18 protein-coding genes and 1 pseudogene are annotated in these 19,302 nt (G+C 33.3%); 6 read left to right on the top strand and 13 right to left on the bottom strand.

Annotation, left to right across the window (positions count from 1 at the left end; all coding sequences use genetic code 11):
- Nucleotides 1-408: 408 nt before the first annotated feature.
- The 7 genes from ACKC83_RS02370 to ACKC83_RS02340 form a co-directional block, all read right to left on the bottom strand.
- On the bottom strand, nt 409-975 hold the full coding sequence (locus ACKC83_RS02370) for a hypothetical protein (RefSeq protein ID WP_434036901.1): 567 nt from the start codon (nt 973-975) through the stop codon (nt 409-411).
- Nucleotides 976-1,384: 409 nt separating this feature from the next.
- Nucleotides 1,385-1,735, bottom strand: a complete 351-nt coding sequence (locus ACKC83_RS02365) for a hypothetical protein (protein WP_414036797.1) — start codon at nt 1,733-1,735, stop codon at nt 1,385-1,387.
- Nucleotides 1,736-1,957: 222 nt separating this feature from the next.
- Complete coding sequence (locus ACKC83_RS02360; protein WP_434036900.1) at nt 1,958-2,665, bottom strand: hypothetical protein; 708 nt, start codon at nt 2,663-2,665, stop codon at nt 1,958-1,960.
- A gap of 298 nt (nt 2,666-2,963) precedes the next feature.
- Nucleotides 2,964-3,383: a hypothetical protein gene (locus ACKC83_RS02355; RefSeq protein ID WP_434036899.1), complete on the bottom strand. Its 420-nt coding sequence runs from the start codon at nt 3,381-3,383 to the stop codon at nt 2,964-2,966.
- A gap of 209 nt (nt 3,384-3,592) precedes the next feature.
- On the bottom strand, nt 3,593-3,946 hold the full coding sequence (locus ACKC83_RS02350) for an SdpI family protein (protein ID WP_414036800.1): 354 nt from the start codon (nt 3,944-3,946) through the stop codon (nt 3,593-3,595).
- Nucleotides 3,943-4,248, bottom strand: a complete 306-nt coding sequence (locus tag ACKC83_RS02345) for a DUF3784 domain-containing protein (protein WP_434036898.1) — start codon at nt 4,246-4,248, stop codon at nt 3,943-3,945. Before ACKC83_RS02345 ends, ACKC83_RS02350 begins: the two co-directional genes overlap by 4 nt.
- A gap of 335 nt (nt 4,249-4,583) precedes the next feature.
- A complete protein-coding gene (locus ACKC83_RS02340; RefSeq protein WP_434036897.1) occupies nt 4,584-5,300 on the bottom strand; it encodes a carboxypeptidase-like regulatory domain-containing protein in 717 nt (238 codons plus the stop codon).
- A 149-nt stretch (nt 5,301-5,449) separates the two neighbouring features.
- Between ACKC83_RS02340 and ACKC83_RS02335 the strand changes: the two are divergent.
- Nucleotides 5,450-5,606: pseudogene (locus ACKC83_RS02335) on the top strand (IS110 family transposase); the annotation flags it as partial.
- Nucleotides 5,607-5,683: 77 nt separating this feature from the next.
- Here ACKC83_RS02335 and ACKC83_RS02330 read toward each other — a convergent pair.
- The 3 genes from ACKC83_RS02330 to ACKC83_RS02320 form a co-directional block, all read right to left on the bottom strand.
- Nucleotides 5,684-7,195: a T9SS type A sorting domain-containing protein gene (locus ACKC83_RS02330; RefSeq protein ID WP_434036896.1), complete on the bottom strand. Its 1,512-nt coding sequence runs from the start codon at nt 7,193-7,195 to the stop codon at nt 5,684-5,686.
- A 301-nt stretch (nt 7,196-7,496) separates the two neighbouring features.
- Nucleotides 7,497-8,894, bottom strand: a complete 1,398-nt coding sequence (locus tag ACKC83_RS02325; protein WP_434036895.1) for an alpha/beta hydrolase family protein — start codon at nt 8,892-8,894, stop codon at nt 7,497-7,499.
- A 223-nt stretch (nt 8,895-9,117) separates the two neighbouring features.
- The gene (locus ACKC83_RS02320; RefSeq protein ID WP_434036894.1) at nt 9,118-9,573 is read right to left on the bottom strand and encodes a lipocalin family protein; all 456 of its coding nucleotides are present in this window, start codon (nt 9,571-9,573) and stop codon (nt 9,118-9,120) included.
- Between the two features lie 548 nt (nt 9,574-10,121).
- Between ACKC83_RS02320 and ACKC83_RS02315 the strand changes: the two genes are divergently transcribed.
- Both ACKC83_RS02315 and ACKC83_RS02310 read left to right on the top strand, forming a co-directional pair.
- The gene (locus tag ACKC83_RS02315; protein WP_434036893.1) at nt 10,122-11,216 is read left to right on the top strand and encodes a hypothetical protein; all 1,095 of its coding nucleotides are present in this window, start codon (nt 10,122-10,124) and stop codon (nt 11,214-11,216) included.
- A 267-nt stretch (nt 11,217-11,483) separates the two neighbouring features.
- Nucleotides 11,484-13,463, top strand: a complete 1,980-nt coding sequence (locus ACKC83_RS02310) for a protein-disulfide reductase DsbD family protein (protein WP_434036892.1) — start codon at nt 11,484-11,486, stop codon at nt 13,461-13,463.
- A gap of 89 nt (nt 13,464-13,552) precedes the next feature.
- Here the strand turns inward: ACKC83_RS02310 and ACKC83_RS02305 are convergent, their stop codons facing one another.
- Nucleotides 13,553-14,545: a DUF1028 domain-containing protein gene (locus ACKC83_RS02305; protein ID WP_434036891.1), complete on the bottom strand. Its 993-nt coding sequence runs from the start codon at nt 14,543-14,545 to the stop codon at nt 13,553-13,555.
- A 29-nt stretch (nt 14,546-14,574) separates the two neighbouring features.
- Nucleotides 14,575-15,336, bottom strand: a complete 762-nt coding sequence (locus ACKC83_RS02300; RefSeq protein WP_434036890.1) for an NAD(P)-binding domain-containing protein — start codon at nt 15,334-15,336, stop codon at nt 14,575-14,577.
- Nucleotides 15,337-15,557: 221 nt separating this feature from the next.
- Between ACKC83_RS02300 and ACKC83_RS02295 the strand changes: the two genes are divergently transcribed.
- The 3 genes from ACKC83_RS02295 to ACKC83_RS02285 all read left to right on the top strand — a co-directional run bounded on the left by ACKC83_RS02295 (nt 15,558) and on the right by ACKC83_RS02285 (nt 18,089).
- On the top strand, nt 15,558-16,145 hold the full coding sequence (locus ACKC83_RS02295; protein ID WP_434036889.1) for an acetate uptake transporter: 588 nt from the start codon (nt 15,558-15,560) through the stop codon (nt 16,143-16,145).
- A 161-nt stretch (nt 16,146-16,306) separates the two neighbouring features.
- Nucleotides 16,307-17,209: a KPN_02809 family neutral zinc metallopeptidase gene (ypfJ, locus tag ACKC83_RS02290; protein ID WP_414035099.1), complete on the top strand. Its 903-nt coding sequence runs from the start codon at nt 16,307-16,309 to the stop codon at nt 17,207-17,209.
- 46 nt (nt 17,210-17,255) lie between these two features.
- Complete coding sequence (locus ACKC83_RS02285; protein ID WP_434036888.1) at nt 17,256-18,089, top strand: 2OG-Fe(II) oxygenase; 834 nt, start codon at nt 17,256-17,258, stop codon at nt 18,087-18,089.
- A 9-nt stretch (nt 18,090-18,098) separates the two neighbouring features.
- Here the strand turns inward: ACKC83_RS02285 and ACKC83_RS02280 are convergent, their stop codons facing one another.
- The gene (locus ACKC83_RS02280) at nt 18,099-19,301 is read right to left on the bottom strand and encodes an MFS transporter (RefSeq protein WP_434036887.1); all 1,203 of its coding nucleotides are present in this window, start codon (nt 19,299-19,301) and stop codon (nt 18,099-18,101) included.
- Nucleotide 19,302: the final 1 nt, after the last annotated feature.

Below are 19,302 nucleotides of genomic sequence, written 5' to 3'. Positions count from 1 at the left end.
TGGAATAGGTCTTTTTAGCCACTTGTTATGCTTTTGGAAGCGATACAATTTAGTTGTCTATTGTATCTAATATTATGGATGAGTACTGTTTTTTACTTCAATTTTAAGATTGACCTTTTAAGAATTTGGAATTACTGGTTTTAGAAATCCGATAGGTATAAAAATAAAATATAGCTTCTCATTTTGAATGTTTTCAAAAGGATGTCTCTATGCTATACTTTTTAATGTAATGGTTCCAATCCGTTCTGCAATTGCTTCCTACGTTTAGGTCTGCGGACTGTAACGTTCGATACAGCTCAATTTACGGCCTATAAGCGCCTTAAATATTAAACGGTACCAAAATAAGGTATTTCTTAAATGTTATAAGGGAGAGTGTCGTTTGTTGCCCCTGTTCTTTGTTGTGGTACGTTATATATTATTCAGCGGAAATGTTATTCCAACCGCAAAGGCTCCTGCATACTGTTCAACAGACGGTTGTATATAATAAGCAAATCCTAAATCAACATTATTATTTTTTCCTAATTCAAGTCCAAATGAAAATGGAACATGGTAAATAATTCCACTTTTATCAATATTATCAAATGCGGTTAATGTTTCAAATTTTCCAATTGAAGTTCCAACTCCAATTTCAACGTATGGTGCCACCCATGGAATTGGTGCACGAACTCTTACTTTTCCTCCAAGTAAAAAGGCTTTTGTTTCCCCTTTTTCATTCGTGGGATTACCATTAAGGTCTTCTCCATTAGAATTGGTAAATATAAAACCGGCATATGGTCTGAATTCAATCCAAGATTTTACTTTTAGGACTAATTCTCCTTGAGCAAAAAAACCATTGTCTACAACATCATCAGCCCCATTATTTGGTGCGCTCAGTCCATATCCAACTTGAGCACTTATTGATTTTTCTTTTATAAACTGTGCTTCAACTAAATTTGAAGTCAGCAGGATTATTAACAATATCAGAGTTTTTTTCATAATGTCTAGTCCCGAAAATACGGCTATAGTTAAAAATTGGTTTTATGCTAATAATTGATATACCCTATTTGGTGTTTTGTAGTCTAAAGATAATTTAAATAATATGTTGTTCTACAGATTAATTTTATTTTCTGTAGCTCTTAAACGCTTGTAAAGCCAATAGTGTATGTCCGGAACTTTAGGAGCGGATAGTAAACAAAGGGAAGAGTGAAAAACTGGCTTTAATATATGATGACTCATAAAGAAGTACTTTAGTGAAAAGTTAATGCTTTTTTACTTGTTTTTTACCACAGTACTTTGTTGTAAATAGTGTTTTTTTCAGTTCCACTAATTAATTCAGATTTTCAACTTTTAAATTCAAGATTAGATATGCTAAAATCGAAATTCAGTTTTAATTAGTTGTTTTTTTTTAGTGTGTTAAAGTTTCAACTAATATTTTTCCAAGTTTAAAACCTAGTAAACCAAAAAATACTCCAAAAACCATCCAATATAATCTGTGTTTTTTATTATATTCAAGATTTATGTTCTCGATTAGTTCTCCATTTTCAGAGAGTTGAATGTTAATTCCATCTTTTGCAAATAATTTAGCTTTAGATTTTAAAATATAATTTTTAGAGTTTATTTCGAATTTGTGCTCAATTCCTGTTATAGAAAATTTATTCGAAATTTTGTTTCCATTTATTAGAACATTCTCAAATCCGAGAACAGAGTTCAAAAATTCTATTTTATTCGTGTCGATATTAAATTCAGCGTATTTCATTCGTTATGAGTTTTTTCGGCATTATTTACAACGGTTTTGTCTAGGCTTTGTGCGGGTGAAAATCGACAAGATTTTCGAACATGCACTAAGCCGAAGCTTTTTGTTTGGTTTTGTTTCTTTGGTTTTCACAAAGCCAAATCAACAAGATTTGGCGACCTAGTAAATATACACAGAACTTTGAGGTTAGCACAAAACCCACATGAAGTTTAGCCGGTGTTACCTTTAGTTTTTATAGTCTTCATTTAATTTATACTCAAAAAATTTATGTTCAATTTCACAAAAGAGGTCTATAAGATATGTATAAAAACTATTAAGATATTTTTCAATAGGAATTGTAATATATTCAAGTGGTTGATTCAATTTATTTCTAAAAGTTGGCATTTTTGAAAGTTCACTGTCTACTTTTCCTAGATGCTTAATTTTATTATTAAATTTTTGTAATTCGAGAACAGTATTGTAGTTATTTAAATTATGTAATTCTATGTTCCAATCCTTAAAATATTGTTTTCTGTCTTTCCAATTACCAAACCCTGAGTGATTTTCTTCTTTTTTAATTTTTTCTATATAGTTAATTAATTTATTTTCAGTTTGCTCTAATAGTGACCAAATAAATACGGCTGTCATTTGGTTTAAATAACTGTTCATTGAATTTAGCTGATGAGCCTCTTGATCTATAAATTGATTCTCTCTCAAATCAGAATAATCATCAGGTGTTTCTATTTCTGTTGGATATGGTGTTTTTTTAATTTTATTTTGGAATTCTAAATCCTTTTCAATTTGAGATTTAATAGAATTATTATACAAAGAACAAATATCACCTATAGGAAAGCTTAAAAATGAAAATATACGAGTTTTATCAAACCTAAAATGAATTTGTCTTAGCTTGACTTTTGAATTCAATTCAGGAGGTGTTAAATATTTGTAGTTCATTTTTTAATTTCTAGTCCTGAAATATGGCTACAGTTAAAATTGGTTTTAAGCTAATAATTGATATAACCTATTTGGTATTTTGTAGACTAAAGATAAATGAAATGTTATGTCCTTGTATAAATTAATTGCATTTTTAAAGGCAATAGTGTATGTCCAGAACTTTAGGAGCAGATAGTAAACAAAGGGAAGAGTGAAAAACTGGCTTTAATATATGATGACTCATAAAGAAGTATTTTAGTGAAACGTTAATGCTTTTTTACTTGTTTTTTACCACAGTACTTTGTTGTAAACCGTGTTTTTATTCTTTTTTCAATTTCAACCATTTGTTTTTTCCGATTGTCAATGTTCCAATTAGGCCAACAAGAAATATCATTAAAATTCCAATTCCGATATTTTTTGAAATTATATTTTTAGTACTAAAAATCATTATTCCGGTTAAAGGAAACATTGCTCCAAAAAATGGAAGTTTTCTGTTTAGAAATTTATTTCCGCTGATAATTATTTTATCGTTTTCAGTTAAATTCCTCAATTCCATTTTTTCACTTCCACACCACTGAATTTTAGCTTTCAAAGTTTCGTTCTTAAATTCATTCGGGATTTCAATACTTTTTTCCTCTCCATTTTTCAATTCAGTCAGAGTTCTTTTTCCGACCAATATTTCATACGTACAGTTCTTGTTGAAACTCTCTTTTGGTCTATGTAGTGTGATTTTCCTCATATGGTTTACAACGTCTCCGTATATGAAACGTAGCGTGCAAAAAGACGCTATCGTTTCGGATTATACACGAGCCGAATTTTTAAATTTTTCTTTTTATCTTTATTTTATTAAAAGCCAAATTTAAAAATTTGGCGGTCTTGACAAATACACACAAACCTCTCGAAAAGCCTATATTAGCTATGTTTTATATACATTGTTGTGGTGCGTTGTTATTCACTATTTTTAAATTCTTCCTTTAATTTTTTCTCAACTTTTACTAATAATAAAATTACCATTAAAATCATAAAGCCCAAGCCTAAAACTGTCGAAGTTTTTTCGCTCGGTTGGAAAAATAAACCTATAATTCCCGATAAAGAAAGTAAACCTCCGTACTTCATCATTTGTTTAGAGGAATAAATTTGAGCAAAATCCCACCTTTCTTGACTTTTCATTGAATTTGAAGTTCTATAGCCATAAATTCCATTAATTTTTTTTGGCGGAAATTTATACATAATTATTCCGACAACAATAAAAATCAGTCCGCTACTAAATGGAATTAAAAATAGAGAGTTTTCAGTAATCATTTTATTTTGAATTTATCTGAATTTGATTTAATTACTAAATATGGAATTCCAATCAAAATTGCTCCAAAAAATGTCACATTTTCAATATCAGGATTATTCAGCCAATTAGCCAAAAAATATCCGATAATCATAATTATTGCCATTCCAAACATTGAGTTCCTAAATACAGTTGCAATTCCGTCAGCATTAAATTTCGCACGTTCTTCTTTTGGCTTAGTATTATAACCTGCAATCAGAAAGTACATTTTTCCGTATCTTATAATTATTCCGAGTACTATAAAAAAGACAGCAATCCCAATCATTTTTTAAAGTTTGATTTTATCGCGATGTTTTTTTCCAATGTCTAGTCCCGAAAATACGGCTACAGTTAAAAATTGGTTTTAAGCTGATAATTGATATACCATATTTGGTGTTTTATAATCTAAAGATAAATGAAATGGTATGTCGTTGTATAAATTAATTATATTTTTTTTTAGCCGATAAACGCATGAAAATCCAATAGTGTATGTCCGGAATTTTAGGAGCGGATAGTAAACAAAGGGAAGAGTGAAAAACTGGCTTTAATATATGATGACTCATAAAGAAGTATTTTAGTGAAACGTTAATATTTTTTACCACAGTATTTTATTGGGTATAGTTATTCTGCGCTTAGTTTTTTAAATTTCGTTGATAAATCTATCAATTTGTCCAATAATAAAAAATTGTTTTTTTCCTCAAGCAATTCACTTTTGATTTTCCCTCTGCAAAAGTCCATGAATAGGTCAACGTTTTCCTCTTTTATCTTTAATACATCTGTCAATTTTTCATTATTAAACTCGTGTTCTAAAAAAAGTAATTTTAATTCAGAATAGGTAATATAATTAGGTGTTATAGAAGACTTATTTTTTTTGTCTTTACTCAGAAGTTTGTCTGCACGTATAAAAATCTTTCTAAAATCTACATTCCCATTCGATGGCTGTTCATAAGCCTGCATATTATGGTCAAGATCATATAATATTTGATTTTTAAAATTTGAATTAAATTGATCCTCATCAAAAGAATAGTTACTTATTATTACTTCTTCAAGATTATTTATTTTTTGTTCTAATTGAATGGTGACCTCTTTGTCCAAATAATCATTGGTAACTAAGATTTTTTTATCAATATGAAATGAGGAAGAAAATAATATAGTGTCATTTTCAATAGCCTCAATTGTGAAAAATCCATTAGCATCAGAAAATGATTCGAAATTCTTGGTGATATTGATAACACTTACGTATTCAAGTGTGCTTCCATCGTCATAAATAGTTCCGCTGATATTTTGAGCAAATAATATACTTGGGATTGAAAGTAAAAAAAATAAAATCAATCTCATAGTTTCATAATGTCTTGTCCTGAAATATATAAACAGCTCAAAATTGGTTTTAAGCTGATAATTGATATACCATATTTGGTGTTCTATAGTCTAAAGATAAATGAAATGGTATATCGTTGTATAAATTAATTGCATTTTTTAAAGCCGATAAAGCTTGTAAAGCCAATAAGGTAAGTCTGGAACTTTAGGAGCGGATAGTAAATAAAAGGGTAGAGTGAAAAACTGGCTTTAATAGCTGTGTGTAATAAGCTTCTAAAACAGGTTTTTGCTATCGCAAAATCTGGTTTAATATATGATGACTCATAAAGAAGTGCTTTAGTGAAACGTTAATGCTTTTTTACTTGTTTTTTTCCACAGTACTTTGTTGTAGCAAGTTTTTATAATTAATTCACTATAATTTTTTTTGTCGTTTCTCCTTTATCTGATTTTATTTTCACATAATAAAGTCCTTTTGAAAGATTTTCAATATTCACTTCTTTTTGATGTGATTCTAAAATTTTCTTTCCTAAAGTATTAAAAACACTTAGTTTTATAAACTGAATATTCTTATCCATTTGAACTGTGAAAACCTTGCTTGTTGGGTTAGGATAGACATTTGTATTTTCTAATACATAGCTATCTACAGATAAAACTTCAGATAAATCAAAAACCCGAACATGGCCAGAACCATAAGTAGAAAAACCGCCTTCATTTTGCCATGCTCCAATAACAACAATTCCGCCATCTGCTGATAAACTTAAATTATTTTTTTCAGCACTTAAATCATTGGCTGCTTCCCCATCTATATCTGAACCTATTTGAGTCCAATTACCTGATATGTTTTTAAAAATACGTACATGACCTGATTGTCCTCCATTTTCATAATTTAAAGGTGAACCTGCTGCTAATATATTACCGTCAGAAGATAAGCTAAGTGTAGAACCGCAAAAATCAGTCGAATACTCACCTAAAATATCATCACCAATTTTAGTCCAAATACCTTCGATATTTTTATATACTCTTGCACTACCTCTAAATCCATAGCTAGATGGTGCTCCAAAAGCAACGATATTCCCATCTGAAGACAAACTTATACTTTCTCCAATATAATCATTTACTAAACCATTTATATCAGAACCTATTTGTGTCCAAACTCCAGATATATTCCTATAGACTTCAACTTGACCAGTTCCTGAATTTGATTGACTTTCACTATTCCTTGAAGTTCCTATAGCGATAGTACTTCCGTCTGATGATAAGTTTATATTGTCCCCGAACCAATCACCTGCATTTTCTCCCATAATATCTGAACCTATCTGACTCCATTGTCCATTTACGTATTCATAAATCACAGCCCTTCCTGTTTTAGTCCCATTCGAAAATTCGTTGTGTTCGGGTATTCCAATGGCTAATATGTTGCCGTCCGAAGATAAACTAACAGATTGTCCTAAATTTTCAATTTCTGATTGTCCTAATATGTCAGAACCTACTTGAGTCCATGTACCGCTCAAATTTTCATATACCTCTACAGCTCCAGAGTCTGTTCCATTTATATCTCTCAAAGGTATGCCTATAGCTATTCTATTACCATCGGATGACATGCTTATACTTCTTCCAAACCAATCTTCGCTATTTATATCATTTATATCAGAACCAAATTGAGTCCAGACACCCGAATTATTTTGAAATACACGCACAAAACTTTTATTTGTAGTAGTATTTCCACCAGTAGCAGCCACTATATTACCACTTGAGGACATACTAACGCTTTTTCCAAATTGTCCTAGAGCATTTAAAGGATCAATATCAGAACCAATTTGAACTTGAGAAATAGATAAAGATGTAAATAATATACTTAAAATAAGTAAGGCTTTTTTCATAATAATAATAATAATTTTCATAATGCTCGGATTCAATGTCTAGTCCCGAAAATACGGCTACAGTTAAAAATTGGCTTTAAGCTGATAATTGAGATACCCTATTTGGGGTTTTGTAGTCTAAAGATAAATGAAATGGTATTTTGTTGTATAAATTAATTGCATTTTCTGTAGCTCTTAAATGCTTGTAAAGCCAATAGTGTATGTCCGGAACTTTAGGAGCGGATAGTAAACAAAAGTGAAGAGTAAAAAACGGGCTTTAATATATGATGACTCATATAGAAGTACTTTAGTGAAAAGTTAATGCTTTTTTACCGCAGTACTTTGTTGTGCAAAGTTTTTATTTCGTTTGTGTTTTTATCCACTTTGTGATTTCTTCTAATACAATGGGTGAAAATGTCTGTTCAATAGTTCCGTATTCATTTGGAGAACCCGTTTCACACTCTTGAAATAAATGATTCAGATTTGGAAATTCCTTTGTAGTTACATTTTTATTTCCCCCTTTTGTCAAAGCATTTTTTATGGCTATTAAATTTTCTTTTGGTGGAACTTGTAAATCTTTTTCTCCATTTACAGCTAAAACAGGACAGGTTACTTGTTCTAATGTTGTGATCGGATTAAATTTCATAAAGTATACCATCCAAGGACTTGCAATTTGATTTACTTGCATTGAAACAAATTCCTTTTTGGTCATTCCATTTGGGATTTCATCCTTTGATTCATGTTCAAGCAATTCATTGAGTAGATTTGTCAGGTCGGTTTTTAATTTTTGATTGTCATTAGACTTTACAACCATTTCAAATACTTTTGAATTGTTCTGTATTGTTTTCTCTATTTCTGTTTCTGAAACACCATTAGCTTTGGCAATTAGTTCTTGTTGAAGTAGTAACAGTTTATCTCCTTGAATTCCTGTGCCTGCTAATAATACTATGAAATTTACATCTTTTGATTTTGAAGCAACTATAGGTGCAATTAAGCCACCTTCACTATGTCCAATTAGACCAATTTTATTTTTCTTAATCTCTTTTCTTGTTTTTAAGTATGCAATAGCACTTTCAACATCAGTTGCAAAGTCTGCAGAAGTTGCAGTTTTAAAATCCCCTGTTGATTGTCCAACTCCTCTGTCATCATATCGTAAAACTGCAATATCATTTTTGGTTAAATAGTCTGAAATTATTAAAAATGGTTTGTGTCCTAATAGTTCTTCATCTCTATTTTGTGGTCCACTTCCTGTAATTAAAATTACGACTGGAAAAATTCCGCCCTTCTTTGGTAAAGTTAATGTTCCAGATAATGAAACATTAGCTTTTGTATTTTCAAATACTACATCTTCAGAATAATATGGATAAGGTTTTATCGGTTCTTGAGGTCGCTTTACAATTTCTTTCTTGATTGCTTCTCTGGATAGATTCATAGGAAATTCTTGTCCTCCTTGTTTAAAAGTTCCAATAATTTCATCCCCACTTAATTCTCCATCATATTCAATTCTAGCATTAGTTACTTCAAATTTAATTTTCGGGTTTTCAAACGTTGTATTTGTAACAGGAATACCATTTGCTCCTTGGTCTGGACTGTCCATTGTTGAGCTAAAACCATTTTTAGTTTGCTTAACATTAAACACAAGTCTTAATTGTGTTCCTTGGACTTTTAAAACACCATTCCATTGACCTGTAATGTCTTGAGCAGTTGATGTAAGTGTGGTTATTAATGTAACCAATAAGATTATAAAGTTTTTCATATTAATCTCTCTGTTGTTTTTTTAATTTTGCTAACATACAAGTAAACGCACAAGTGCATTTACGCCCATTGTATGTATCCAAATATAATTAAATAAATGTTTAGAGATATAAGGTAGTGTTAATAGGTTCTCAGCTTCTTTATTTACGTGCTCGTCAGATCTATAAAAATGCGAAACTATCTCATAACATGCTCATGATTAAGTCCATCTGGATCGCATGTACTTATTGTCTGAGTAGTGTCATTTTAAACTCAAATTTATAAGAGGTTTCGTTATAACTCACTTCTTGTTCGCCGGTTAAGTAAAGCGTATCGCCAGTAACTTCGTATGTTGTTTCAACTTGCTGGGCGTCCATGTCTAGGTCGTCCTCAATTATAGCTATCGTATTACCGTCTATACTATAGGTGCCAGAGCTTACTTCGCCAAGCGTATTAGAATTAGACGTAAATGTATTGTCGGATCTAAGTGTAATCAAAACAACGTCGTCTGCTTCCGGGCTTGTTATGGTATCACTTATTAAATCGCCATTTAAATACTCTTTTTGTTGTACAGAGATTTCTTTCCAAGTACCTACTAAAGTGTTTTCATTCGGGGCACCATCATCGCTACTACAAGACGTTGAAAACATAAAGGCTAATACGGTGACTGTTAAAATAATTACGCGCTTAAAATTTTTCATTTATTTTTTTTGGATTTGGGGTTATTAGCCATAAGGATTAGGGTAGACTATTATATCTGCGACAAATACTTTTGTATTTAAAAACAAATATAATTATTGACTATTTATAAATGAGTGAATTAGGTTTAAATAGTTTGAGTCGTATTAGACTTTAAACAAATAGTTCTTATTAGTTTTATTTTACTTGCTTTAAATAGATTTAATTGAAGGCTTGTTCATCTTTCATCACTAAATATGCGCCGTACAATTTAGTCTCTTAAGGTTTAGAGATTTGAGGTATTTGTGATTTTTATAATTTTTTATGTGCAATAGTTTTTTATAATACGCTTTTAAATTATTTTTGAAATGTGAAAAAATATTAAAAAGTTCAATTAACCTTAGTTATAGTGGCTATTTAAGATGTTAGCACCAATTTAGATTCTGCCAAGTGCTATAGATTATTTTAATCTAATACTGCTTGTTAAATCATAACAAGTGGTGAAAAAGATTGACATATAAACTAGCATGAAAGAAAAATAATAAGCCAATTAATTAATTTTTAAACCAGAATGAAACAACTTTCCATCCTGTTATTAGCAGTAATTTTTAGTTTGCCTTTTCAAGCGACAGCACAAGAAATGGCACCTCAAGAACAAGATTCTATAATATACCCATATGTCTTACCGGTTTGGGGGCAAAAAGTTACCGATAAAGGGTATGGTGATCAACTTCAACTTCCTTTTGGGGTTAACTTAAACTATGTTAACGTGTACATGGATTTGGAGATTACTGAATTTGGTTTGGAAATTGGAGGTCGAGATTTCTCTGATGTTTTAAATGTAGAAACTCTAAATTTTACTCAGGTAAGTGCAACTACAAATGGTTTGAACTTTAGAGCAGATGCTTGGGTATTACCTTTTCTTAGTGTTTATGGATTAATGTCTTCGGTAACAGGAGGAACGCAAGTGGCACTACAGCCAACATGGAAAGATGCAACAGGAGAAATTATTTTGCAGTTGCCAGAATTTTCATCGGAAGTGGAGTTTGATGCCAGAACATACGGTATTGGTGCGACTTTAGTTTTTGGATGGAATAACTACTTCTTGAGTACAGATTTTAATTATTCAGTTACAGATACAGAATTGCTAAAAGATCAAGTGGGATATGCAACCTTATCGGCTAGAGGAGGATATCGTTTTGGGTTATCTCAAAAAAACAAAGACTTTTTTATAGCGCCTTATGCGGGAGTTATGTATCGTGATTTTGTTGGTGCAGATGGAAATGCTGGTGGAATCGGGCTAGATGAAGTGTTTCCGGAATTAGACGCGACATTTAACCAAACGGTAGATGCAAAAATTGCGAGTAATCAAGAGCTTATAGATGCTGAAGGTACAACTCCTGCTGAAAAAATTAAACTGCAAGCTCAAAACCAAGCCTTAACTACAATTGAAGAAAGAGTAAACGAAAGTGGTTTATTTTCAACTAGAGTAGATTATGAAATTAAAAAAGAACTTCTTCAAACGGTGACCTTTCAAATGGGGTTTAATATGCAGATTAATAAACATTGGATGCTAAGAGGAGAGTATAGTTTATCCGACGAGCAACGTTTTCTTATGACAGGATTGCAATACCGTTTTGGTGTTAAGAAGAAAGGCATGAAATAAATTCTAAACGTATTTTAGTTTATACTTAAATAAAAACAGCTCTCTAGGGCTGTTTTTTTTGCTTTGTACTTTAAACATTTCCTCATCTTGAACTATAAGCTACTGTAAATCCCAATAAAACTATTCTGGTTAATATATTAAACGTTAATTAGTTTATAAAGGAATGGGTGTTTTGTTAGTAGTAGACGTATATTTGCAGCATATTGAAAATACCAAAAGGTCTTATTTAAGACCAGTCATTTAAATCTCTTTTACTTTTCAGTTATTATGAAGCATCTTTTACTTGTTCTCTTATTTACCTTCAGTTTAACCTCTTTTTCTCAAATTTTAGATCCTGTAAAATGGTCGACTACTGTAGAGAAAGTTTCCGATACCGAATATAAATTAATTTCAACGGCCAACGTAGATATTGGGTGGCACTTGTATTCTCAATTTGTACCAGAAGGTGGTCCCATTCCAACAACTTTTATTTACGATAATTCTGAAGAAACATTTAGTTTAGAAGGGAATACTACCGAGGGAGAAGGACATGTTATAGATGATCCTGTTTTCGAAATGAAAATTAAATTATTTGAAGGCGAGTCGGAGTTTGTACAGCTTGTAAAGTTGTCTCAACCCGTTAAAACCATAAATGGGTTTGTCGAGTTTATGGTGTGCGACGATACGCGATGTTTGCCACCTACAGAAGTCGAATTAGAATTTGTTATTGATGAGTCTGCTACTGCAGGAACTAAAGCCACTGCTACAGAAAATACACAAGAAAAAAAATTAGAGAACACCATTGAAGCTACCGAGAAAGCCGCTTCTAATAAAGGATTGTGGTCTATCTTTTTTATTGCTTTTCTATCGGGTTTTGCGGCTTTGTTAACACCTTGTGTGTTTCCTATGATTCCTATGACGGTGAGCTTCTTTACCAAACAAAGTAAAACAAAGGCAGCGGGTATTAAAAATGCTGTAATTTACGGGGTTAGTATTATAGTTATTTATGTGTTGTTAGGAACTGCAGTAACGGGTATTTTTGGAGCAAGTGCTTTAAATGCTTTGGCAACCAATGTGTGGTTTAATATTATTTTCTTTATATTATTAGTGGTTTTCGCAACCTCATTCTTAGGTGCTTTCGAAATTGTTTTACCAAATTCTTGGGCAAATAAGGTCGATTCTCAAGCCGATCGTGGTGGTTTAGTTGGAATTTTCTTTATGGCCTTAGCCTTAGCCATAGTATCATTTTCTTGTACTGGACCAATTGTAGGAACACTTTTAGTAGAATCTGCTTCTAAAGGAGGACTAGCACCAATAATCGGGATGTTCGGATTCTCGTTGGCTATAGCATTGCCATTTGCATTGTTTGCCGCATTCCCGGGATGGTTAAATTCTTTGCCAAAATCTGGAGGCTGGTTAAATACGGTTAAAGTGGTTTTAGGATTTTTAGAGTTGGCTTTGGCTTTCAAATTTTTATCTCAAGCCGATTTGGTGTTACAAACACACTTTTTAGAACGTGAAGTCTTTATTGCAATTTGGATTGCTATTTTCGGAACACTAGCATTTTACTTGTTTGGAAAAATACAATTACCGCACGATTCTCCCTTGTCTCATATTTCGGTAGGAAGATTAAGTTTAGGCCTTATCGTATTGTCGTTTACAATATATATGATTCCTGGGCTTTGGGGAGCACCTTTAAATCTTATTAGTGCCTTCCCGCCACCACAAGAATATAGCGAATCGCCTTACGGGGTTGGGTTTTCTAAACTCGGAGGAGGAGCTAGTGTAGCAACGCATGCCGAATTGCCAGATGGTGCACATTTATTAGCGCCTCACGATATTATGGCCTTTAACGATTACGACAAAGGTGTGGCTTACGCAAAGCAAGTGGGTAAACCTATAATGTTAGATTTTACGGGATGGGCCTGTGTAAATTGTAGAAAGATGGAGCAAAACGTTTGGCCAGAACCAGGAGTTTTAAGCATCTTGAAAAACGATGTGGTACTGATTTCTTTGTATGTAGATGATAAACGTCCGCTTGAAGAAGGCGATGTGGTAGAATCTCAATTAAAACCGGGAAAGAAATTAAAGTATATCGGACAGAAATGGAGTGAATTACAAACTGTAAAATACAAATCTAATTCGCAACCGTTTTATGTGATTATAGATCACGACGAAGAGAAATTAATCGAACCTGTGGCGTATCTTCCAGACGCTACCGAATATCAGAAATGGTTAGAAACTGGAATTTCAAATTTTAAAGAATAGCGGTTTTAGTATTAAGACCTTTTAATCAACAAAAAAGCCTTTGTTATAACTTATATAACAAAGGCTTTTTTAGTTTGTAATTTTAGAGATTAGAGTTTTAAAATACGATCTAATTCGTTTTTAGAAACCGTTAATAGACCAGACTTGGGTAAACGTTCTGTCATTGTTCTCCAATTATTATCTTTCTCGAAAATAGATTTAAAAATAGGTAAAGCATCATCTAATTGTCCTGAATTGGCCATGGCAATCGCCGTCCAATATTTCATCTCTAAATTTTCAGGAAACATCCGTTGTGCTGTGCCGTAAGCGTTCATAGCTTTTTCCATATCGCCATGCTCTACAGCCAAATCGCCTTCATTCATAAAATTATACGCCTTATGCACTTTTAATAAGCGTTCTAATTCTACTAAAGGTTCAGCGCTATCTTCAACATTTAAATTAACCAATTTGTCTTGCCAAGCATTTGCTGCCAGTTTAGGTCCAACGACAATTAATGCCGCCGATTGTCTCCCTCGAATGTCTCCGCCTGCAGCTTGAGCAGCTTGTAATACTTTAACAATCCGTTCGGCCAAAGGTAAATTACTATGCGCTTTAAAAGCATGTTCCATGGCAGGCACAACGGCGTCGTTAAGCATCATATTTGCTTGTACAGAAAAATTATCTCCTACAATATGGTGCGCAGATGCTACACAATTGGCGCCTGTAAAAGCGTCTACACTACCATTAATATCTAGCATGGCGACCTGACGAAAATCTCGACCCTCATCTTGTGTTACTAAGGTTTGTAAAGCGTCTTTCGCAGACGTGCCACTTTGCATTAACTCCAATCCGTTAGGGCCGTAAGCCGGATTTACAAACGATTGGGTGGCTACAACTCCAACACCCGATTTTCCCCAAGCGACGATACTTCCTACGTTAAACCAATGGCTTTGCACGCCAACAGCCATTTCTCCTGTGTTAACATCTTTAGCAACGATAGAAAAGGTGTGTGCAAATTGATCTTTATAAACTTGTGCGAATGATAGCTGTGTTAGAAATAGAACAGCGATTAGAAATACGGATTTAAAAGTGTGGTTATGCATAGACGAGTTAATGAGTGGTTTTTTAAGAATTAATATTCCATTAAATTAGAATATTTAAAGGTATAATGTAATACAGATATGAGTTTTTTTGGACTAATTATTTTATAGGTGTTTTCAGATTCTGGATCTAAAATGGGATGTAAACGGTTTACTTTAGCCATTTCTTTAATATAGAAGTCTGCACGTTTGGGATGCGAGTCAGCACATGCATTAAAGGTCTCATTCCAGATATTTTGTTCAATAATAGCCAGTAATATGCCAATACAATCGTCTTGATGTATAAGATTTATAAAGCCTTCTGGGTTGGGTATGGTGTTATGGGAACGAATAAAGTTTCCCGGTTTTCTGTGATAACCAAACAACCCGCCGAACCTGATAATGGTCGATTGAAAAGAGGTATTATGTCTGAAAAGGTTTTCAATTTGAGCTAACGGACTATCATTTGTGGGGCTTTCTTCAGTAACAACGCTGTTGGAATTCGGATAAACCGAAGTTGAACTGATGTATATTACAGATTGGATTGATGAGGTTTCTATTTGTGCTATCAGCCGTTTAAAAGCGTCTATATCTTTCGAGGTAATTAGAATAATTAAAATATCTGAGTTTAGAAATTCCGAAGGTATGCTGTCGTTGTCACTATGTATTAAATAAGGTGAAACGTTAGCCGATTCTAAAGCTTTTAATTTAGCAGTTGTAGTAGTCGATCCTTTTACCGAATATCCTTTGGCTACTAATGCTTCTGCCAAGGGGAAACCCAGCCAGCCACATCCTAAAATACTTATGTTTTGCATTACTGTTTATTGTTTTTGGAAATATACTTTTTCATCTGATTAAAAACTCTAAATTAAATATAATATATATGTATAAATTTCGTAATTTTTGACCGTTATTTTTGAGATTATCTCTGTATTGAGTCTTTTACAATTGTATATTGTTAATGGTGTTGTAAAAGACACGCGTCACAAAAATGACATTAAAATCAGAATATAAATATTAAAAACGAACTAAACTAATGGAAAACTCTACAGTAACAATTATTAAAGACACTTCAGCAAATCCAGGTCCTTTAGGGCTTCTAGCCTTTGGGATGACAACCGTATTATTAAACCTGCATAATGCTGGTTTTTACGAACTAAATTCTATGATCTTAGCCATGGGGATATTCTACGGCGGATCGGCACAAATTGTTGCTGGAATTTTAGAATCCAAAAAAAATAATGCCTTTGGAATGACCGCCTTTATCTCGTACGGTTTTTTCTGGCTCACGTTAGTCGGGTTGTTATTAATGCCCGAATTAGACATTTACGAAGGCACATCGACTTCAGGAATGATTGCCTATTTTATTATGTGGGGAATTTTTACAGGTCTGTTTTTTATCGGAACCTTAAGAATTAGTAAAGCCCTTCAGGTTGTCTTTGGAAGTTTAACCATCTTATTTTTCTTATTGGCTTTAGGACGCTATACCGGGAGCGAACTCATAGGAACCATAACAGGTTACGAAGGCATATTCTGCGGAGCATCTGCTATTTACGCGGGAGTTGGTACCTTATTAAACGAAGTATACAGAAAAGTGGTAATGCCTTTAGGTCCCGTAAAATAATTAGATTTTAATTTATTATAGGGTATTAAGCCTAGACAGTTGTACAGCTCTGATTCTTAGTTATAATCATTTTTAAATTTATATTGTACATCTAAACTAGGTAGTGTAGATTTGTTAAAATAATTATAAAAATTAACCAACCAATAAATTACTAGTGCATTATGAAATGGCAGGGCAGAAGACAAAGTTCGAACGTAGAAGATAGAAGAGGTCAAAGCGGACCAAGATCTGGAGGTGGTTTTGGAGGAATAAGTCCGATGCTATTAATTCCTTTAGTGAAAATGTTATTCTCTAAAAAGGGTTTAATCGTCGTGGGAATCGTGGTGCTGTTTTCTGTGGTAACAGGCTATAATCCGTTAAATTTATTTAGTAATTTTTTAGGTGGAGGACCAATACAAACAGAGTCTTCTAATTATCAACCAACCGAAAAAGACGAAGAGTTAGCCCAATTTAGTACCACTATTTTAGCGAGTACCGAAGATGTTTGGAATCAGCTTTTAACTAATTATCGCGAACCAACTTTAGTGCTGTTTACGGGGTCTGTGGCTTCTGCTTGCGGTGCTGCTTCTAGTGCTACGGGGCCTTTTTATTGTCCGGGAGACGAAAAATTATACTTAGATCTTAGCTTTTTTGATGAAATGGAGCGTAAAATGAATGCTCCTGGCGATTTTGCACAAGCCTATGTTATTGCTCACGAAGTTGGACATCATGTTCAGAAAATTATGGGGATTTCAGATAAAATGCAACAGTTAAGAAGTCAGCTTAGCGAAACAGAATACAATAAATTTTCTGTGCGCTTAGAGCTCCAAGCCGATTATTTTGCAGGAGTATGGGCACACCACTCTCAGCAAATGACGCATATGATGGAAAGTGGAGATTTAGAAGAAGCTTTAAATGCGGCAAATGCTATTGGCGACGATCGTTTGCAAAAACAAGCGACTGGTCGTGTGGTGCCTGATTCTTTTACACATGGTACTTCTGCACAACGTATGCGTTGGTTTAAAAAAGGATTCGAATCTGGAGATGTGTCTCAAGGGGATACATTTAATGCGAATCCGCTTTAGGAACCATCAAACTATAATTTTTTTAGACCGCTTAAACTGAATTAAAATGAGTGAATATGCTATGGATAGAAACAGTTTGTCTAAACTAATTCTAGAACGATTAACCTCCGAAAAAGACGTTTTAAAACGGCAGTATGAAGCTTCAAAAGATAAAATAGGGTATTTTTATTTAGATCATATTTTACCTCAGGATGTTGTAGACCAAATTCACAATCAATTTCCTTCGGCAGAAGACATGGTGCTTAAAAAAAGCTTACGTGAATACAAACATGTGGCCGCACAAATGGATAAATATAATCCTATTCTGGAAGAAGTTATTTATGCTTTTCAAGATCAGGCGATCGTGAAATTAGTCAGTGACATTTGCGACATAGATGATTTGTATCCAGATGAAAACTTATATGCTGGTGGACTTTCAGCTATGCAAAACGGACAGTTTTTAAATCCGCATCTAGATAATTCTCATGATAAAGACAGAAGTCGTTGGCGTGTGTTAAATCTATTATATTACGTGTCCCCGGACTGGCACGATAATAATGGTGGCCATTTAGAGCTTTGGCCAAACGGACTAGAATCGCCTCAGACTATAGTGCATTCTAAATGCAACCGATTAGTTGTTATGGCTACCCATAAAAAATCATGGCATTCTGTAAGTCCTGTTACAGCAAATGCTTCGAGACAATGTGTGTCTAATTATTACTTTTCAAACAGTCCGTTGCAAACAACAGATTCCTTTCATGTTACTACGTTTAGAGGACGCCCTGAGCAAAAATTAACCAATCAGATTTTAAAGGTCGATTCATTCTTACGGATGAGTCTTAGAAAAGTGTTTAAAAAGGGAATTGTCGAAAATCCGCATGTGTATAAAAAGGATAAATAAGAGCTATGTCTAAACTTGTGTACGCTCGTTTTTTAAAGCTAGTAATCCTATAATCGGACCTACAGCTAATGCTATATACACATACGTTGGAGTTAATATAGTCTGTAAGAATCCTAAGGTTTGTATGCTTACTATGGTAATGGCATATCCAATACAATTTACAATAGTTAAGGCGCTACCTTTGGCATGAGACGCTGTATTATGAGCGACTAATGTAGAAAAGAGGGGAGAATCTGCAACAACAAACATTCCCCAGATTATCATAAAGATGATAAACAGCAGACTAGACGTTAAGTGAAAACTTAAAGGCGATACTAAACAACATATAGCAGAGACTAATAATATAAAAAAAGCAGATGGTTTAAGGCCCTTTATTGTAGATAACCAGCCGCTAATTACACAACCTAAACTACCTATTCCTATAATTAAAAAAGAATATAGCGCAATATTTAAATGGGCTTCGGGATGTAGGTTGTTATATGTTTTTATCATAATAGGAGTAAATGCCCAAAAGGCATACAATTCCCACATATGTCCAAAATAGCCATAAGCAGCACCTTTAAAGGCTCGGTTTTTAAAAAGCTTAGTGAGGGCCAAAAGATCGATTTTTGTACTACGTTTTCTAAACGGACCATTAGGCACAAAGATTAAGATAATGAGACCTCCAAATAAAGAAAGTAGTGAGGTAGTGTAAATAACTGTTTCCCATGGTAAGTGTTGGGTAACAGTGCTTAAAAGATGAGGAAATGCCGTGCCTAAAACTAATGCACCAACCAAAAGCCCTAAGGCTTTTCCTAAGCCTGTATTGTAATAATCTGCGGCGATTTTCATTCCCACAGGATAAATCCCAGCGAGGAAGAAGCCTGTTAAAAATCGTAACAGTAATAAAATGGTGAGTGTTTGGCCTTGGCGGACTAATCCGAGATTAAAAAAAGCAGCTAGTACCGCACTTATCATAAAAACTTTAGACGGGGAATACCGATCTGAAATTGTAAAAAGGGCAAATACAAATGTCCCAATTATAAAACCAAATTGTACCGAAGAGGTTAGGAAACTTAATACAGAAGCATCTAAATGATAGACTTTAATAAGGTCGTCCATAACGCCGTTTCCAGCAAACCAAAGCGAGGTACAACAGAATTGAGAAATTATAATAAGGGGTAAAATACGTTTAGGAATACGTGCTGTCGTACTTGATATTGTGTCTGCCATT

This window comes from Formosa bonchosmolovskayae, assembly GCF_051016085.1.
Taxonomy (GTDB): domain Bacteria; phylum Bacteroidota; class Bacteroidia; order Flavobacteriales; family Flavobacteriaceae; genus Formosa.
This window is presented reverse-complemented; position numbering and strand designations above follow the sequence as displayed.

What these genes read in the sequence shown, in the direction of transcription:
- ACKC83_RS02370 (WP_434036901.1), bottom strand. Translation starts at nt 975, where the DNA reads ATGAAAAAAACTCTGATATTGTTAATAATCCTGCTGACTTCAAATTTA.
- ACKC83_RS02365 (WP_414036797.1), bottom strand. Translation starts at nt 1,735, where the DNA reads ATGAAATACGCTGAATTTAATATCGACACGAATAAAATAGAATTTTTG.
- ACKC83_RS02360 (WP_434036900.1), bottom strand. Translation starts at nt 2,665, where the DNA reads ATGAACTACAAATATTTAACACCTCCTGAATTGAATTCAAAAGTCAAG.
- ACKC83_RS02355 (WP_434036899.1), bottom strand. Translation starts at nt 3,383, where the DNA reads ATGAGGAAAATCACACTACATAGACCAAAAGAGAGTTTCAACAAGAAC.
- ACKC83_RS02350 (WP_414036800.1), bottom strand. Translation starts at nt 3,946, where the DNA reads ATGATTACTGAAAACTCTCTATTTTTAATTCCATTTAGTAGCGGACTG.
- ACKC83_RS02345 (WP_434036898.1), bottom strand. Translation starts at nt 4,248, where the DNA reads ATGATTGGGATTGCTGTCTTTTTTATAGTACTCGGAATAATTATAAGA.
- ACKC83_RS02340 (WP_434036897.1), bottom strand. Translation starts at nt 5,300, where the DNA reads ATGAGATTGATTTTATTTTTTTTACTTTCAATCCCAAGTATATTATTT.
- ACKC83_RS02325 (WP_434036895.1), bottom strand. Translation starts at nt 8,894, where the DNA reads ATGAAAAACTTTATAATCTTATTGGTTACATTAATAACCACACTTACA.
- ACKC83_RS02320 (WP_434036894.1), bottom strand. Translation starts at nt 9,573, where the DNA reads ATGAAAAATTTTAAGCGCGTAATTATTTTAACAGTCACCGTATTAGCC.
- ACKC83_RS02315 (WP_434036893.1), top strand. Translation starts at nt 10,122, where the DNA reads ATGAAACAACTTTCCATCCTGTTATTAGCAGTAATTTTTAGTTTGCCT.
- ACKC83_RS02310 (WP_434036892.1), top strand. Translation starts at nt 11,484, where the DNA reads ATGAAGCATCTTTTACTTGTTCTCTTATTTACCTTCAGTTTAACCTCT.
- ACKC83_RS02305 (WP_434036891.1), bottom strand. Translation starts at nt 14,545, where the DNA reads ATGCATAACCACACTTTTAAATCCGTATTTCTAATCGCTGTTCTATTT.
- ACKC83_RS02300 (WP_434036890.1), bottom strand. Translation starts at nt 15,336, where the DNA reads ATGCAAAACATAAGTATTTTAGGATGTGGCTGGCTGGGTTTCCCCTTG.
- ACKC83_RS02295 (WP_434036889.1), top strand. Translation starts at nt 15,558, where the DNA reads ATGGAAAACTCTACAGTAACAATTATTAAAGACACTTCAGCAAATCCA.
- ypfJ (WP_414035099.1), top strand. Translation starts at nt 16,307, where the DNA reads ATGAAATGGCAGGGCAGAAGACAAAGTTCGAACGTAGAAGATAGAAGA.
- ACKC83_RS02285 (WP_434036888.1), top strand. Translation starts at nt 17,256, where the DNA reads ATGAGTGAATATGCTATGGATAGAAACAGTTTGTCTAAACTAATTCTA.
- ACKC83_RS02280 (WP_434036887.1), bottom strand. Translation starts at nt 19,301, where the DNA reads ATGGCAGACACAATATCAAGTACGACAGCACGTATTCCTAAACGTATT.